Annotated in this window: 17 protein-coding genes; 4 read left to right on the plus strand and 13 right to left on the minus strand. The window is 65.0% G+C overall.

The genetic code is table 11. The features are described 5' to 3' along the window. From ABZX86_RS37695 to ABZX86_RS37740, 10 genes are all read right to left on the minus strand, one after another. Positions 1-1179 carry an MlaD family protein gene (locus tag ABZX86_RS37695; RefSeq protein WP_355130834.1) on the minus strand — a complete coding sequence of 393 codons (1179 nt, stop codon included), beginning with the start codon at positions 1177-1179 and terminating at the stop codon, positions 1-3. Continuing rightward, positions 1176-2318 (minus strand): MCE family protein, encoded by a 1143-nt coding sequence (locus ABZX86_RS37700; protein WP_355130836.1) that lies wholly within the window; start codon positions 2316-2318, stop codon positions 1176-1178. The genes ABZX86_RS37695 and ABZX86_RS37700 overlap by 4 nt, the downstream gene beginning before the upstream one ends. Continuing rightward, complete coding sequence (locus tag ABZX86_RS37705) at positions 2315-3421, minus strand: MCE family protein (RefSeq protein ID WP_355130838.1); 1107 nt, start codon at positions 3419-3421, stop codon at positions 2315-2317. Before ABZX86_RS37705 ends, ABZX86_RS37700 begins: the two co-directional genes overlap by 4 nt. Then, positions 3421-4446 (minus strand): MCE family protein, encoded by a 1026-nt coding sequence (locus ABZX86_RS37710; protein WP_355130840.1) that lies wholly within the window; start codon positions 4444-4446, stop codon positions 3421-3423. Before ABZX86_RS37710 ends, ABZX86_RS37705 begins: the two co-directional genes overlap by 1 nt. Next, positions 4446-5468 (minus strand): MlaD family protein, encoded by a 1023-nt coding sequence (locus ABZX86_RS37715; protein ID WP_355130842.1) that lies wholly within the window; start codon positions 5466-5468, stop codon positions 4446-4448. Before ABZX86_RS37715 ends, ABZX86_RS37710 begins: the two co-directional genes overlap by 1 nt. Beyond that, positions 5465-6892 (minus strand): MCE family protein, encoded by a 1428-nt coding sequence (locus ABZX86_RS37720; RefSeq protein ID WP_355130844.1) that lies wholly within the window; start codon positions 6890-6892, stop codon positions 5465-5467. Before ABZX86_RS37720 ends, ABZX86_RS37715 begins: the two co-directional genes overlap by 4 nt. 6 nt (positions 6893-6898) lie before the next feature. Then, positions 6899-7762: an ABC transporter permease gene (locus tag ABZX86_RS37725; protein ID WP_355130846.1), complete on the minus strand. Its 864-nt coding sequence runs from the start codon at positions 7760-7762 to the stop codon at positions 6899-6901. Between the two features lies 1 nt (position 7763). After that, a complete protein-coding gene (locus tag ABZX86_RS37730) occupies positions 7764-8573 on the minus strand; it encodes an ABC transporter permease (protein ID WP_355130890.1) in 810 nt (269 codons plus the stop codon). A gap of 80 nt (positions 8574-8653) precedes the next feature. Further along, a complete protein-coding gene (locus ABZX86_RS37735) occupies positions 8654-8842 on the minus strand; it encodes a hypothetical protein (protein WP_355130848.1) in 189 nt (62 codons plus the stop codon). Further along, on the minus strand, positions 8842-9066 hold the full coding sequence (locus ABZX86_RS37740; RefSeq protein WP_355130850.1) for a hypothetical protein: 225 nt from the start codon (positions 9064-9066) through the stop codon (positions 8842-8844). Before ABZX86_RS37740 ends, ABZX86_RS37735 begins: the two co-directional genes overlap by 1 nt. A 214-nt stretch (positions 9067-9280) precedes the next feature. Between ABZX86_RS37740 and ABZX86_RS37745 the strand changes: the two genes are divergently transcribed. Both ABZX86_RS37745 and ABZX86_RS37750 read left to right on the plus strand, forming a co-directional pair. Then, a complete protein-coding gene (locus ABZX86_RS37745) occupies positions 9281-10246 on the plus strand; it encodes an oxygenase MpaB family protein (RefSeq protein WP_355130852.1) in 966 nt (321 codons plus the stop codon). 116 nt (positions 10247-10362) lie between these two features. Beyond that, a complete protein-coding gene (locus tag ABZX86_RS37750) occupies positions 10363-10806 on the plus strand; it encodes an SRPBCC family protein (RefSeq protein ID WP_355130854.1) in 444 nt (147 codons plus the stop codon). 11 nt (positions 10807-10817) lie between these two features. Here ABZX86_RS37750 and ABZX86_RS37755 read toward each other — a convergent pair whose 3' ends face one another. Then, entirely contained in the window at positions 10818-11138 is a 321-nt protein-coding gene (locus ABZX86_RS37755; RefSeq protein WP_327142310.1) for a multidrug efflux SMR transporter, read from the minus strand. A gap of 37 nt (positions 11139-11175) precedes the next feature. Then, positions 11176-11514 carry a multidrug efflux SMR transporter gene (locus ABZX86_RS37760; protein ID WP_355130856.1) on the minus strand — a complete coding sequence of 113 codons (339 nt, stop codon included), beginning with the start codon at positions 11512-11514 and terminating at the stop codon, positions 11176-11178. Positions 11515-11626: 112 nt separating this feature from the next. Here ABZX86_RS37760 and ABZX86_RS37765 point away from each other — a divergent pair, with 112 nt between their 5' ends. Continuing rightward, positions 11627-12091 carry a MarR family transcriptional regulator gene (locus tag ABZX86_RS37765; protein WP_355130858.1) on the plus strand — a complete coding sequence of 155 codons (465 nt, stop codon included), beginning with the start codon at positions 11627-11629 and terminating at the stop codon, positions 12089-12091. Between the two features lie 324 nt (positions 12092-12415). Here ABZX86_RS37765 and ABZX86_RS37770 read toward each other — a convergent pair whose 3' ends face one another. Further along, positions 12416-13009, minus strand: a complete 594-nt coding sequence (locus ABZX86_RS37770; RefSeq protein WP_355130860.1) for a TetR/AcrR family transcriptional regulator — start codon at positions 13007-13009, stop codon at positions 12416-12418. Between the two features lie 112 nt (positions 13010-13121). Between ABZX86_RS37770 and ABZX86_RS37775 the strand changes: the two genes are divergently transcribed. Beyond that, complete coding sequence (locus tag ABZX86_RS37775; protein WP_355130862.1) at positions 13122-14708, plus strand: carboxyl transferase domain-containing protein; 1587 nt, start codon at positions 13122-13124, stop codon at positions 14706-14708.

Raw genomic sequence — 14708 nt, forward strand, 5'->3', positions numbered from 1 at the left:
CTATCGGGTGGGTACGGGCTGGGAGAGTTCATTGCCGGTGACACCGGGCGGGGCGCTCGCGCCGTTGTCGGGCACATCCGGTCGTGGCGCATTGGCCGAGCCGCGGACCTGCAGTGCCGGATTGCTGGTGACGCAGTAGTTGTAGAGCCGCACCCGGGTATCGACCTGCGCGTCGGTGGGAACCACCGGGATGGTGTCGTATTCGCAGGTCGGCCGCGGCCACGGATCGACCAGCGTGTTGTACGCGCCGTCGTGCGCCGGAATGCCCAGCGCCTCCGAGCCCACCCGCAGTGCGGGAAAGAGTGCGGCAATCGCCGGGGCCCGCAGTTTGGCGGCCTTGGTGACGGCCACAAAATTGGTGACCAGATCCGTCATCGGGTCCTGGGTCCGGGACAGGAAGTCGCCGAAGGTATCGAGCTGCCCCGGTCCCTGCTGCAGCAGCGTGCGCAATTCCTGATCGGCCGCGGTCATTTGATCGAACAGCGCACTGCCCGCCTTGGTGAGCGTGCTCAGATCCGGCTGTGCGTGCTGGGTGGTATCGGCGATGACCTCGAGATTCTCGATGAGCTGCCGGGTCTGCGGCAGCAGATCGGTGAGCCCCGACATGGCCCGGCTGAGCCCGGAGATCATATTGCGCAGCCGATCCGGACCACCCGCCAGCGCCTTGTCGAGCTCGTCGATAATGACGTTCAGCCGATCCGGATTCATCCCGCCGATGAGATTGCCCAGATTCGCGAACACCGACTGAATCTGCACCGGCACAGTGGTTCCGGCGCGCTCGACCACCGAACCGCCGTGCAGATAGGGCCCGGTATCGGAGTCCGGCCGGAAGTCCAGGTACTGCTCACCCGCCGCCGACAACCGCCCGATGGCCACGGTGCCGCCCACGGGAATCCTTGCCGAATCATCGATTTCGGCAATGGCCGCGACGCCGTCCCCGGACGCCTCGACAGAACTGACCTTCCCGACCCGCACGCCGCGGAAGTTCACGTCATTGCCGGCCGCGAGGCCGCCGGCGGTGGCGAATTCGACTGTCACATCGTAGGTATGCGGAATCGGATTGAACCGCAGCACATATCCGCCGATATAGCCGCAGCCCACAATCAGCACGGCGACCAGGCCCAGATTGGCGATGCCGATGCGACGACGCAGAATCCACAGCCACAGAGGGGAATTCACCGATCGCCCCCCGGTGCGGGTGCGGGCGCGGGCGCCGCATCGGGCTGTCCGGGGGGACTGGTGAGCCGCCCGAACACCTTCTCCAGCACCTGCGTCAGACTGCCGATGAACTGCCCGGCATCGCCGAGCTCCGGCCAGCGACTACCACTGGGATCGCTGAGCGCACCGATGCTCAGGTACGAGACCGTCGCCGCGACCGCGAGCGTCGGCCCCCGGAAGCTGGCCATGAGCGAGGGATAGAGCTTGTCCAGCCCATCGAGGGTGCCGTTCAGATTGTCGCCCATCCGGGTGAACCCGGACATGAGCGCCTGAATGCTGTTGAAGAGACTCACGAATTGCGGTCCGGTCGTATCGGAGAAGTCGCCGAGCGCCTGCATGGTGGTGGACACCTTGTTCAGCAGATCCACGATCTTCTGATTGTTCTCGGTGAAGAGCCCGATCAGCTGCGGGAAGGTATCGGCGGCCTGGCCGAGTTCGGCCTTGCGCCGGGCCAATTCGCCGGTGAGCGTGTTCATGCCGCCGAGCACATTGTCGATATCGCCGGTGCGATTGTTCAATGCCGTGATGACACTGGTCATTTCGGTGATGAGATGCGACAGCTCGGGCGCGCGCCCGGCGAACATGGAGTCCATCTGACTGGTGATCTTCGCCGCCTGATTGATGCCACCGCCATTGAGCAGCAGCGAGATCGACATCATGAGCTGTTCCACCGAGGCCCCGGCCGAGGTGTGATCGGCGCCGATGGTCTCGCCCTCGCGCAGCGGCTCCCCGGCCTCCTGCGCCGAGGGCAGCGACATGGCCACGAACATATCGCCGAGCGGAGTGGCCTGCCGCAGTTCGGCGGTGGTGCCGTGCGGCAGCTGGATGTCCTTGCGAATCAGCATCTGGATATCGGCGATGTAATTGGTCGTCTTGATCTTGGTGACCACGCCGATATCGGTGCCGCCGATCTTCACGTGCGCCCGGTCCGGCAGGTTCAGGGCGTCATTGAAAGTGGCGTGAATGGTGTAGCCGGGCCCGCCGATACCGGGCTTGGGCAGCGGCACCTGATCCACGGTGACCGCACAGCTCGTCGCGCCGGTGAGGGCGGCGGTGGTCAGTGCGGCAACGGCGAGTGAGCGCACATGTCTTCTGGTCATTGTGGATTCGCAATCCCGAGCAGGGCGGCGGTGAGTCCGAAGTCCGGCCCGAAGTCCTCGACCCTGCCGGTGCGGCAGCCATCGGAGCGGATGAGCAGCCGCTGGCAGAAGGTCGAGAGCACCTCACTGTCCAGCACGGATTTGTCCAGCAGTCCGTGCAGGCGCAGCGCCTGATGCTCCCGGCTGGTGGCATTGGAGATGTTCTGGAACAGCAGCGGCGCGACATCGACGATTTCGGTGAGACCCCGTGCATTGGTGCGCATCTGGTTGGTGATCGCGACGAACCTGGTGAGCGCACCCGCCAGCTGGTCCTTATTGTCGCCCACCAAAGTCGCTGTGTTGGTGACGAAGTCGTCGAGCTGCCGCAGTACCGCCTGCAAACCCGGCGCCTGCTCACCCATGAGGTTCACCAGATCGGTGAGCCGCCCGCTGAAATCGCGCACCGTCTGATCATTGGACGCGATGACCTGGGTGACGTCATTGAGTTTGATGATGGTGTTGGAGATCTGATCCTTGTTCGCGAAGGTCACCTCGAACGCCGAGGACAGTGCGTCCAGGGTGCCCCGCAGCCGATCGCCATTGCCGTTCAACAGCGGGAACAGCACCCGGCTGGCCATCGGCCCGGTCTGGTTGTCGCCCTTCAGCGCCGCACCGAGCTGATCGAAATTCGCCAGAATCCGATCCAGTTCCACCGGAACCCTGGTGCGTTCCTTCGGAATATAGGCATTGTCGCCGAGCGTCGGACCGTCGCCGGTATAGGCCGGCGCCAGCTCCACGTGGCGATTGGTGATCAACTGCGGATTCACCAGCGCCGCAATGGCATCCGCCGGAATCTTCACATCGCGGTCGACCGACATGACAACCCGCACATAGCTGCCCTCGGCCGTCACGGATTCGACATCGCCGATCGGCACCCCGAGCACCGAAACCTCGTTGCCCGCATAGAGTCCGGCCACATTCTCGAAGTCCGCGGTAATGCGCATGCGATTGCCCAGGTACTCCTCGGGCAGTGCGGTCAGGCTCGCGGGCAGGAGCGAACAGCCCGATCCGACCGTCGCCACCACGCAGATCGCGGCAAGCTTGGCAATCAGACGGAGTTTCATTATTTGCACCCACTCACGGCCTGCGCGAAGCACAACCAGTTGTCCGGGAAGATCCAGGGCGCGTACACATCCCCGTACGGTCCGTTGCCGAGCACATTGTTGAACTGCCGCAGGGCGACCGGCATGATCTCGTACAGCCGGTCCAGATTGGCCTTGTTCTTCTCCAGGCCCTGGGACATGGTGTTGAGATTGCCGATGAGCGGCCCCAGCTGGCCGTTGTTCTCCAGGCCCATCTGCTGCAGCAGCTGCGACAGCGACGCCACATTGTCGAGCAGCTGTTTCAGCAGCGTCTGCCGCTGCTGCACCGCCGTGCCGATGGCCTCACCGCGGGTCAGCAGCAGGAGCACGCTGTTCTGATTGTCGGCCGCCAGCTGCGACACCGTATCCATGCCCTTGAGCAGGCTGTCCACCTCGTCCCGCCGATCATTGATGACCTTGGCCAGCGCGCCGACGCTGTCGAGCGCCTGCACCGCCAGTTCGGGGGAGCTGCCCATCTGCTGATCGACCACGTCCAGCGCCTGCCGCAGCTTCTGCGGGTCGATGCGCTCGATGTGCTCGAACGAGGACTTGTACTGCGGATCCTGAATGACTTTGCCGAGGTTGTAAGGGACAGTGGTGTTTTCGAGCTTGATCCGATCACCGGACAGTGCTTTTCCCTTGCCCGGCGTCAGGTCCACATGCAGCCGGCCCAGGATGGTGGACATCTTGATCGCGGCCTTCGCATCCGCGCCCAGGTGCACATCACGGTGCACCTTCAGATCCACCAGCACTTTGCCGTTGTCGAGCTTGACGGCGGTGACCGAGCCGACCTCGATACCGGAGATGTCCACGGTCGCACCCGGTCGCAGCCCGGCGGCCTGCGCGAATTCGGCGTGAATCGTCTTGTCGCCCAGGCGTGCCTGACTGAATGCCGTCGAGCCGATGAGCAGCAGCGCTACGAATCCGGACGCGTACAGCCCGAGTCGCAGAGAGCGATTGCGCAGAAATCCGGGGTACCGGATCGCGGGTAGTCGTAGTCGTTTCATTACCGGCACACCTCCGATTGAGCGGGTCCGCCGATTTGCGAGAACACTCCCGGCGGCAGGGCAACACCCCACAGCGACACATCCAGGCGGCAGATGTACGCATTGCCGTACGCGCCGTAACTGCTGAAACGGGCGACCCCATTGAGGAAGTCGGGCAATTGCACGGCGGCCCGATCCAGCGACGCGCCATTGGTCAGCAGCAGGGCGATCCCGCTGGTGGCATCGGTCTGCGCCTGCGCCATGCCGGGCTTGACCTGGGCGACGATCCCGACCAGCGAATCCGTCGCGGTGGCAACATGATCCACCGAACTCTTCAGTGATTCGCCCTGTGAATACAGCGCCTCGGTCAGCGCCCGGGTCTGAGTGATCAGGGTTTCCAGCTCGCCGCTGCGATGGGCCAGACCCGAGACCACACTGCTGAGATTGGACACCACATCGCCGAGAATCTGATCGCGCTGCCCGAAGGTGCTCGCCAGCTGTGCGGCCTGAGTGACCAGCGCGCTCAGTGATACCCCATTGCCCTGCAGCGCCTGAATGAGCGTCTCCGACAGCGAGTTGATCTGATCCGGTTGCAGCACACTGAACAGCGGCTCGAACCCGGACAGCAGGGTGGAGACATCGAACGACGGCTCGGTGTGCTCCAGCGGGATCTGCCCGCCCGGTGCGAGCAGCTGCCCGGCATCCTTCCCCGGCATCAGTGCGATATAGCGCTGTCCGATGAGATTCTGATACCTGACCAGCGCCTTCGTCGTGGTGCTCAGATGTTGATCGTCCTGGATGCGCAGGGCCACCCGGGCGCGGTACTCATCGCCGAATTCGATCTTGTCCACCCGCCCGACCCGCACCCCGGCCATGCGGACGTCGTCACCGACGCGCAGGCCCAGGACATCGGAGAAGACGGCGGAGTAATTGGCGGTGCTACCCGGCACGGACCGCTGCAGGGTGGACCAGATGGTGTAGGTCAGCAGCACCGCGACAATCGCGAAGAGACTGAAGCCCGCCAGGGACTTTCCGGATTTCATGCGGCACCTCCGGACTCGGACGGCACCAGCGACCCACCGGCCAGTACGGGGCCGAGCAGTAGCAGCTGAGCCGCGGTGGGCCTGCCGCCGACCAGTGCGGCCACCGCGGCACTGCCCCGCAGTCCTGCGGGTTGTGCTGTGGCAGGCGAGGATTCGTTCAGAGCCGCCGGAGCGGTGATACCGGGTATGGACGGCAGTCCCGGAATCGCGGGCAGGTTCGGCAGTGACAGTCCCGGAATGCTCGGCAACCCGGGGATGCCCGGCGCATTCGCCCCCGGCAATGTCACCGGAGCCGGTCCGGCGGCGTCGAGATGCTGCGGCTGCAACTGCTGCGGATACTGCTGTGCCGGAGCGACTTCCGGCACGGTGGCACCGCCGCAGCGTGGTCCCGCCTGATCGCCGTAGTGCGGGCAATCCTTGGCCGTGTACTGCTGGAACGGCGTGAAGGTCACATCCATCTTCCACACCATCTGCTTCTTGGGACCGAAGCTGAACGCGCCCTGCAATCGCTGTAGCGCGGTATTGAGATTGGCGACCGTATAGGGAATGGCCTGCGGGTCCTGGGCCAGTGAGCCGAAGAGCTGATCCAGGCCCGACACCAGGAACTTGCCGGAATCGGGATTGCGGGCGAAGAGCGCATTGACCTGGTCCAGCGTGGCGCCGCCGGTGGTCAGCAGTGCGACCAGATTCGCGCGCTGCTCGGTGAGCGTGCGCGCGGTCGTCACCGATTTCGCCAGCATCCCCACGAGATCCGGTGCGGAGACGCTCAGCGCCGTGGCGGCCCGCCCGAGATCGCCGAGCATATTGCCGATGCCGGGAATGGCATGGACCTCGGTCATCCAATTGTCGAGTCGCTCGATGGTCGAGCCCGGCACCCGCGACTGCGGATCCAGCGCCGCGGACAGCGTGCCCAGCACCCGGCCGAGCTTCTCCGGCTGAATGTTCTGCAGCACATTGCGCAGCACATTCAGGGTGGTCTGCAATTGGACCGTGCCCGCGCTGGTGTCCTCCGGAATGGTGGCGCCGGCATGCAGGGTCTGCTGGGTGGGTGCGGTATCGACCAGCTCGACGGCGGTCACGCCGAAGATATTGTTCGGGATCACCCGAGCCGCGACGTTCGCCGGAATAGTGCCCGCCGCAGCGGGTTTCAGCACCAAGCGCGCCTGCTGCCGTTCCCCCCTGGCCATGACCTCGACGGATTCGACGCGGCCGACCACCATGCCGCGGAACTTCACATCGGCGCGGGCGGGCAGGCCGTCGCCGGTACTGGTGAGCAGTGCGGTGACCGGCACCTTGTCTTCGAAACGCCCGTTGTAGCGCAGCGTCAGCAGGTACAGCAGCAGGGCCAGCGCGGTCATCATGGCCAGACCGGCCAGCGACAGCTGCCGGGCCGTGGGCCCGCGCCCACTCGGATCGAGCAACATATTCGCCTACCCCGAAATCCGGAAGCCGGGGTCGATGCCCCAGATGGCAAGGGTGAGAAACAGATTCACGAACACCATGACGACGATGACCATCTTGATGGCCCGTCCGGCCGCCACCCCGACACCCTCCGGCCCGCCCGAGGCGATATAGCCGTAGTAGCACTGGATGAACGTCGAGATCATCACGAAGATCATGACTTTGAGCAGCGACCAGAACACGTCCGGACCCAGCAGGAACTGGAAGAAGTAGTGGTCGTAGGTGCCCGAGGTGGTGCCGCCCAGGAAGAGCACCGACAACTTGGTCGCCAGATACGCCACCGCCAGGCCCACGCTGTAGAGCGGGATGATGGTGAGCGTCGAGGCGATCATCCGGGTGCTCACCAGATACGGAAGCGGCCGAATGGCAATGGATTCCAGCGCGTCGATCTCCTCGGAGATGCGCATGGCGCCCAGCTGTGCGGTGAACCGGCAGCCGGCCTGAATGGCGAAGGCCAGCGTGGCGATGATGGGCGCGAGCTCACGCGTGGTGGCGAAGCCGGAGATCGCGCCGGTGAGCGGGCTCATGGTCAGCAGATTCAGCGCCGTGAACGACTCCATGCCGACGGTGATGCCGGCGAATCCGCACAGTGCCACCACGATGCCGATGGTGCCGCCGCCCACGATGAGCGAACCATTGCCCCAGCCGACGTCGGCGGTCAGCCGCAGTACCTCCTTGCGATAGTGCCTGAGCACGAACGGAATCGCGATCAGGGCCTGGAAGAACGTGATCGTCTGATGCCCGAGTCGCTGATTCGCCTTGATCGGCGCGGCCAGCGCATTGCTCGCCATCCGTACCGGTCTGAGCGCGGGGGGAGTGTAGGTGCTGCCCATCTCACACCACCTTCGTCGGGAAGAAGGTGTTGTAGAGCTGCGTCAGAATGACATTGGTGGCGAAGAGCATGAGCGCGGAACTGACCACCGCCGAATTCACCGCATTGGCAACGCCTCCGGGGCCGCCGTGCGCGTGTAATCCGGTGTCGCAGGCGATGATTGCCGTGAGCACTCCGAAGATGGCGGCCTTCACCAGCGCTATGACGAGGTCATTCGCGACCGCGAACGAGGCGAACGATCCGATGAACGAACCCGGAGTTCCCTGCTGCGCGTACACATTGAACATATAGGCGGTGCCGAAGCCTACGAAGACGATGAACCCGCACAGCAGCATGCTCACCAGCACCGCCGCCAGCAGCCGCGGCGCCACCAGGCGCCGCACCGGATCCACGCCCATCACCATCATGGCGTCGATCTCCTCGCGAATGGTCCGGGAGCCGAGATCGGCGGTAATGGCCGACCCGACGGCGCCCGCGATCATGAGCGAGGTGACCAGCGGCGCACCCTGCCGGATGATGCCCAGCCCGGCGACCGCGCCGATGAAGGTGGTCGCACCGACCTGGTTCACCAGCGCACCCACCTGAATCGAGACCACCACCGCGATGGGAATCGCGACCAGTACGGTCGGTGCGGCCGACACACTCGTCATGAAGGCGCACTGCTTGATGAACTCCCGATACGGAAAGCGCCGCCGGACAAGAGAAACGATCAACTGCAGCAGGGCTTCCCGGCCCAGCAGCACCTGCCGGCCGAGGGTCTCCAGCGACTGCTGTGGATGGCGGCGCCAGAGTCCGGCGAGACTCGCGCCGATCCGCGCGAGCTCACCGTGTTCCGGGACCGGTGGCCCGACGCGACTGCGCGGCTTTTCGGTGGTGGTCAACGTCGCACCCCTTACGCGAGGTTGTGGAGATGGTGCTGCAGCAGCACCAGCAGAAAGCCCAGTACCGCGACGCCGGCGGCGAAGGTGCTGAGCACGGCCGTCCAGAGTGCGAGGCGGAGAACGGGATTCACCTTCGTACGCCCACCGAGCACCTTGATTCCCATGACGAGAAGGTCGATGAGCCAGACCAGAATCATCATTACGTCATGCACACATTCGAGAAGGTGAGCACCGGCCAGCACACGATCGATCCCAGGAACGAGACGATCACGTCGATGCCGTGCAACTGCTTCAGATGCGAGGTGTGCGTGAGCGTCCAGATGACCCCGACGAGCCCGTAGGGGATGCCGAGCAGGACGAGAGTTCCGAGGAACTCGGAAACCTTCATCTCATAGCTCAGGATGCGATCCAGCCGTTGCAGCATGTGCGCAGATTCCTTCCTTGACCGCGGCCCATCGGATCGAGTGACGGGCCGCAACGGCGTATGTTACTCATGATTCTTCGATACTCGGCGCGTTTTCGGAAACCGGATTCACACTTCATGCTCTGCATGTTTGTGGCGGAAAATGGCTATTGACCGAGTCTGCCTCGGGTTCTAAGTTATGGAGCATTCAGCACTTCAGTGCGAAAGGAAAGCCATGACATCGGCGGCGGCGCAGCCCTTCGAGTCGTTCCCGCGGGGCGCGGGGTCGTTCCCCGACGGCACGGGGTCGTTCCCCGGAGGGGCGGGATCCGGCTCATTGACGACCGAGCAGACCCGCGTGCACATCCCCGGAATTCATCGCTCGCAGACCAAGCGCCCGCCCGCGCTGGCAGACGCCCTCGACTTCTGGCAATTCGCCGGCGCGGCGGCGAATGTCGCCATGCAGATGACCCGCCCCGGCGTCGGCCACGGCGTCGCCGACAGCCGGGTGGAATCCGGCGCGCTCATGGTGCATCCCTGGAAACGCCTGCGCACCACGGCGTCCTATCTCGCGGTCGCCATTCTGGGCACGCCGCAGGAGCGGGTGGCCTTCCGGGAGGCGGTGAATGTGGCGCACCGCCAGGTGAAATCGGAGCCCGGCGCGGCCGTGAAGTACAACGCCTTCGACCGCGATCTGCAGCTGTGGGTCGCGGCCTGCCTGTACGTCGGCTTCGAGGATTCCTACCAGCTGCTGAACGGCAAGATGAGTCCGGAGCAGGCCGAGGACTTCTACCGGACTTCGTCCCCGCTGGGTACGACCTTGCAGGTCACCGAGGAGATGTGGCCCGCGACCCGTGCCGAATTCGGCGAGTACTGGAACCTGGCGGTCGAGCAGTCCATCGTCGACGACAAGGTGCGCGCCTACGTCGACGATCTACTGCATCTGCGAATGATCCACTGGTACCTGCGATTGTTCTTCGGCGGTCTGCTGCGCTTCCTCACCGCGGGCTTCCTGGCGCCGCACTTCCGCGACCTGATGGGCGTCGAGTGGACCGCGACCGATCAGCGCCGCTTCGAGAATCTGTTCCTCTTCGTGGGCTTCGTCAATCGCTTCATACCCAGGTTCATTCGCAACGCGGGTACCCGGTCGATGATGGGTGATGTGCGCCGCAGGCTACGAAAGCACAAGGCGCTCATTTGATTCGGTGTGCATGGTTCGGTACGCAGTTACCCAACTGTGGCCTGTTTATTTCGCCGCCCGACCGTAGGATCTCGTAGGCTGCCCAGAGGTTCGGGCGAGATCAGAACGGAGCCGGCATGCGCACGGTCGATGTTGAGCGCACCATCCGAGCACCCCTGCCCGATGTCTTCGATTGGCTGACCGACGCCACCAATTATCAACGGGTTCCACTGGTGCGCCGGGTCACCCTGGTACGTCCGGGTAATACCGCGGGTCACGGTGAGGGTGCGGTGCGGCTGATCGTCACACCGCTCATCCGGCTCACCGAGGAGATCGTCGAGTACAAGCCGAACGAGATCATGCGCTATCGGCTACTGAAATCTGTTCCGCCGCTGCGGCATCAGGAAGGATTCATCGCCTTCAAGAAGGTTGCGCGCGGCACCCGGGTGCGCTGGTTCTCGACCTTCGAGATCGCCTCGCCGGTACTGCCGGGGTTGTGCACGTATCTGTTTCTGCCCGCGATTCATCAGGGCTTCCTGATGGTGCTGCGCACCGCGGAGCGCGAACTCCGCGGTGCGTGAGCGGGATTCGGCTATCCGCCCGAGGCGATGCGCAGTGTGATCGCGCCCGCGATGATGGCGGCGAACGAGATGAGCTTCGGTACCGTGATCTTCTCCTTGTAGATCAGCGCGCCGAGCACCACCGTGCCGATCGATCCGATCCCGGTCCAGACCGTGTACCCCACACCGACATCCAGCGTCCGCAACGCCAGGCTCAACATGAATATCCCGCCCGCCGCGGCCAGCAGGGTGAACACCGACGGCCACAGCCGGGTGAATCCCTTGGTGGCATTGGTCCCCAGTGCGAACGCGATTTCGAATACGGCGGCGATGAGTAGATAACCCCAAGCCATGACGGCACTCCTCGAAAGCTGTTGTGTGTGAAGAGAACTAGGCGGCGCTCGACTGCGCGAGCTTGTCGGCCACCTTTAGGCCGAGCACACCGCCGATGATCAGTACGAATGCCGCCACCTTCGCGGGCGTCACCTCCTCGTGGAAGACGATCGACCCGAGGATGACGGTGCCCACGGATCCGATTCCGGTCCATACCGTGTAGCCGACACCCACATCGAGCGATTTCAGCGCCAGGCTCAGGAAGAAGATCCCGCCCGCCGCGGCAAGAGCGGTCAGCACCGAGGGTCCGAGCACTGTGAAACCGTGAGTCGCATTGGTGCCCAAGGCGAATACCACCTCGAACACCGAAGCGATCAGCAAGTAAACCCATGCCATGGGAGACTCCAGATTCAGTAGTTGCATGTATATGCAAGTTCTTTGTAGCAAGAAGCATGCATGTACAAGTAAACTCGTGTCAACCCCCGCCCGGCGGAAATCGAGGAGCCCCATGCCATCCCGTGTCAGCCCCACCGAAGTGGCCGGCGATCCGCAGATGTGGAACCGCATGCTCACCCTGCACGCCCACGTCGAAACCCGCCTGACCACCGCATTGCAGCGCAGCCACGGCCTGGGTCTCTCCGAATACCGCGCCCTGGTCTTCCTCGACGAGGCGCCCGACAACGAACTCCGCATGCAGGATCTGGCCGCCAAACTGGGCCTCAATCAAAGCTCGGTCACCCGCCTGGTCACCCGCCTCAACACCGCCGACCTCACCTACCGAGACCTCTGCCCCGACGACAAACGCGGCGTCTACACCGTCCTCACCGACACCGGCCGCACCCGCTACCAGCAGGCCGTCCCCACCTACGACGAAACCCTCACCGCCGCCCTCGCCGAAGCGGCGGAATCCGACCCCGTAATCGCCGCAATCCTCACCACCGCCCGCAAATCCACAGCCGCCCAACCGAACTGAACTCCGCCCCCGTCATCCCGGCGCGCTTTTGGCCGGGATCCACACCTGAGGGACATGCGCCGTGGGCGCGGATCCCGGCCAAAAGCATGCCGGGATGACGAGGGGGCGGTGCCGGGATGACGAGGGGGCGGTGCCGGGATGACGAGGGGGCGGTGCCGGGATGACGAGGGGGCGGTGCCGGGATGGCGAGGGGGCAGTGTCGGATGGCGAGGGGGCGGTGCCGGGATGACGAGGGGGCACTGCTGGATGGCGAGGGGGGCAGTGCCGGATGGCGAGGGGGCAGCGCCGGATGATCGGGGTGGCCGTGCCTGGTGGGGAAGTCGGTCAGCCTAGGGCGGCTAAAGCCATGCGGCGCAGGACCGGGCGGGCGCGGGTGGCTGTCGCGGCGGGGGCGCTGTGGGGGGTGGAGTTGATCAGGCCGAAGGTGGCGTGGGCCTGGACTCGGGCGGTGGCCTCGGGGAGGTCGGGGTAGCGGTCGCGGAGTACGGCTACCCAGACTTCTACGTATTGGCGCTGGGTGCGGCGAACTTGGCGGCGGGCCGAGTCCGGGAGGTTTTCCAGGTCGCGGTCCTGGATGCGGATGAGTTCGGGCTCGCCGAGCGCGAAATCGAGGTGGAAGTCGATGAGCGCGTCGAGCGCCTCGGCGGGGGTGGGGGCCTGGGCTGCCACCGCCCGGCCGCCGTCGAGCAGGCGCTGACTGATGCCGACCAGGAGCTCGACCAGAAGGGCTTCCTTATTGGGGAAGTGGCGGTAGACCGCCGGGCCGCTGATGCCCGCGGCCGCACCCAGGTCGTCCAGGCGCATCCCCAGGAACCCGCGATCGGCGATGAGCCGCGCGCCCGCATCCAGCAACTGCTGCCTGCGCTGCGCCTTGAGCTGTTCACGCCGCGTCGGGGCGACGGTGTCGCTGCTGGTCACCGTGGTCTCCCTTCTCGGTCCTGGACAACTCGGTTAGTGCAGATTATCTTAAATTCCAGTTATTGGTGATTAACCGAATGGGCCGGATGGCCCGCGCGGAGAGGCGGAGCGAATGACGGTCACCGAGGAGGTGCGCACCGGCAATCGGGCCGCGCACCGCGCGCTGGTCGAGGAGCTGCGCGACCGTCTGGCGGTGAGCGCGCTGGGTGGGCCGGAGAAGTCGCGCGAGCGTCATCTGGCTCGCGGCAAGCTGCTGCCACGTCAGCGGGTGGATCGACTGCTCGATCCGGGCTCGCCCTTCCTGGAGCTGTCGCCCTTGGCGGCCACCGGTCTGTACGGGGACGAATGCCCGGGCGCGGGCGTGATCGGCGGCATCGGCCGGGTGTCCGGTCGCGAATGCGTGATCATCGCCAATGACGCCACGGTCAAGGGCGGCACCTACTACCCGATGACCGTCAAGAAGCATCTGCGGGCGCAGGAGGTGGCGCTGCAGAACAATCTGCCGTGCATCTACCTGGTCGACTCCGGCGGCGCCTTCCTGCCCAAGCAGGACGAGGTCTTCCCCGATCGCGAGCACTTCGGCCGCATCTTCTACAACCAAGCGAATATGAGCGCCAAGGGGATTGCGCAGATCTCCGCCGTCATGGGCTCCTGCACCGCCGGCGGCGCCTATGTTCCCGCCATGAGCGATGAGACGATCATCGTCCGTAATCAGGGCACCATCTTCCTGGGCGGCCCGCCGCTGGTGAAGGCCGCCACCGGCGAGGTGGTCACCGCCGAGGATCTGGGCGGCGGCGAATTGCACGCGCGCACTTCGGGTGTGGTCGATCACCTGGCCGAGAACGATGAGGACGCCCTGCGCATCGTGCGCAATATCATCGCCACGCTCGGCCCGAAGACGCCGACCCCGTGGGAGGTCCGGTCGGCGGTGGATCCCATCGCCGACCAGGACGAGCTGTACGACATTGTGCCCGTTGACCTTCGGACGCCCTACGACGTGCGCGATGTCATCACCCGCATGGTCGACGGCGGCGAATTCAGTGAGTTCAAGGCCGAATACGGCCGCACCCTGGTCACCGGCTTCGCGCACATCCACGGCCACCCGGTCGGCATCGTGGCCAATAATGGCGTGCTGTTCAGCGAATCCGCCATGAAGGGCGCACATTTCATCGAACTGTGCGACAAGCGCAAGATCCCGCTGCTGTTCCTGCAGAACATCACCGGCTTCATGGTCGGCCGCGACTACGAGGCGGGCGGTATCGCCAAGCACGGCGCGAAAATGGTCACCGCCGTGGCCTGCGCCCGGGTGCCCAAGCTGACCGTGGTCATCGGCGGCTCCTACGGCGCGGGCAACTACTCCATGTGCGGGCGCGCGTATTCGCCGCGCTTCCTGTGGATGTGGCCCAATGCCCGCATCTCCGTCATGGGCGGCGAGCAGGCCGCCTCCGTCCTGGCGACGGTGCGCGGCGATCAGCTCGACAGCACCGGCAAGCCCTGGTCGCCCGAGGATCAGGAGGCCTTCAAGGCCCCCATTCGCGACCAGTACGAGGCGCAGGGCAATCCCTACTACTCGACGGCCCGGCTCTGGGACGATGGCGTCATCGACCCCGCCGATACCAGAACAGTTGTCGGACTGGCTCTTTCGGCGTGCGCGCAGGCGCCGCTGGAGCCGGTCTCCTACGGCGTCTTCCGGATGTGA

This window comes from Nocardia sp. NPDC006630, assembly GCF_040611495.1.
Taxonomy (GTDB): Bacteria; Actinomycetota; Actinomycetes; order Mycobacteriales; family Mycobacteriaceae; genus Nocardia.

Bases quoted from the DNA above. Each gene is read 5' to 3' on its own strand.
- ABZX86_RS37700 (WP_355130836.1), bottom strand. From the start codon at position 2,318: ATGACCAGAAGACATGTGCGCTCACTCGCCGTTGCCGCACTGACCACC.
- ABZX86_RS37705 (WP_355130838.1), bottom strand. From the start codon at position 3,421: ATGAAACTCCGTCTGATTGCCAAGCTTGCCGCGATCTGCGTGGTGGCG.
- ABZX86_RS37710 (WP_355130840.1), bottom strand. From the start codon at position 4,446: ATGAAACGACTACGACTACCCGCGATCCGGTACCCCGGATTTCTGCGC.
- ABZX86_RS37715 (WP_355130842.1), bottom strand. From the start codon at position 5,468: ATGAAATCCGGAAAGTCCCTGGCGGGCTTCAGTCTCTTCGCGATTGTC.
- ABZX86_RS37720 (WP_355130844.1), bottom strand. From the start codon at position 6,892: ATGTTGCTCGATCCGAGTGGGCGCGGGCCCACGGCCCGGCAGCTGTCG.
- ABZX86_RS37725 (WP_355130846.1), bottom strand. From the start codon at position 7,762: ATGGGCAGCACCTACACTCCCCCCGCGCTCAGACCGGTACGGATGGCG.
- ABZX86_RS37735 (WP_355130848.1), bottom strand. From the start codon at position 8,842: ATGATGATTCTGGTCTGGCTCATCGACCTTCTCGTCATGGGAATCAAG.
- ABZX86_RS37740 (WP_355130850.1), bottom strand. From the start codon at position 9,066: ATGCTGCAACGGCTGGATCGCATCCTGAGCTATGAGATGAAGGTTTCC.
- ABZX86_RS37745 (WP_355130852.1), top strand. From the start codon at position 9,281: ATGACATCGGCGGCGGCGCAGCCCTTCGAGTCGTTCCCGCGGGGCGCG.
- ABZX86_RS37750 (WP_355130854.1), top strand. From the start codon at position 10,363: ATGCGCACGGTCGATGTTGAGCGCACCATCCGAGCACCCCTGCCCGAT.
- ABZX86_RS37755 (WP_327142310.1), bottom strand. From the start codon at position 11,138: ATGGCTTGGGGTTATCTACTCATCGCCGCCGTATTCGAAATCGCGTTC.
- ABZX86_RS37760 (WP_355130856.1), bottom strand. From the start codon at position 11,514: ATGGCATGGGTTTACTTGCTGATCGCTTCGGTGTTCGAGGTGGTATTC.
- ABZX86_RS37765 (WP_355130858.1), top strand. From the start codon at position 11,627: ATGCCATCCCGTGTCAGCCCCACCGAAGTGGCCGGCGATCCGCAGATG.
- ABZX86_RS37775 (WP_355130862.1), top strand. From the start codon at position 13,122: ATGACGGTCACCGAGGAGGTGCGCACCGGCAATCGGGCCGCGCACCGC.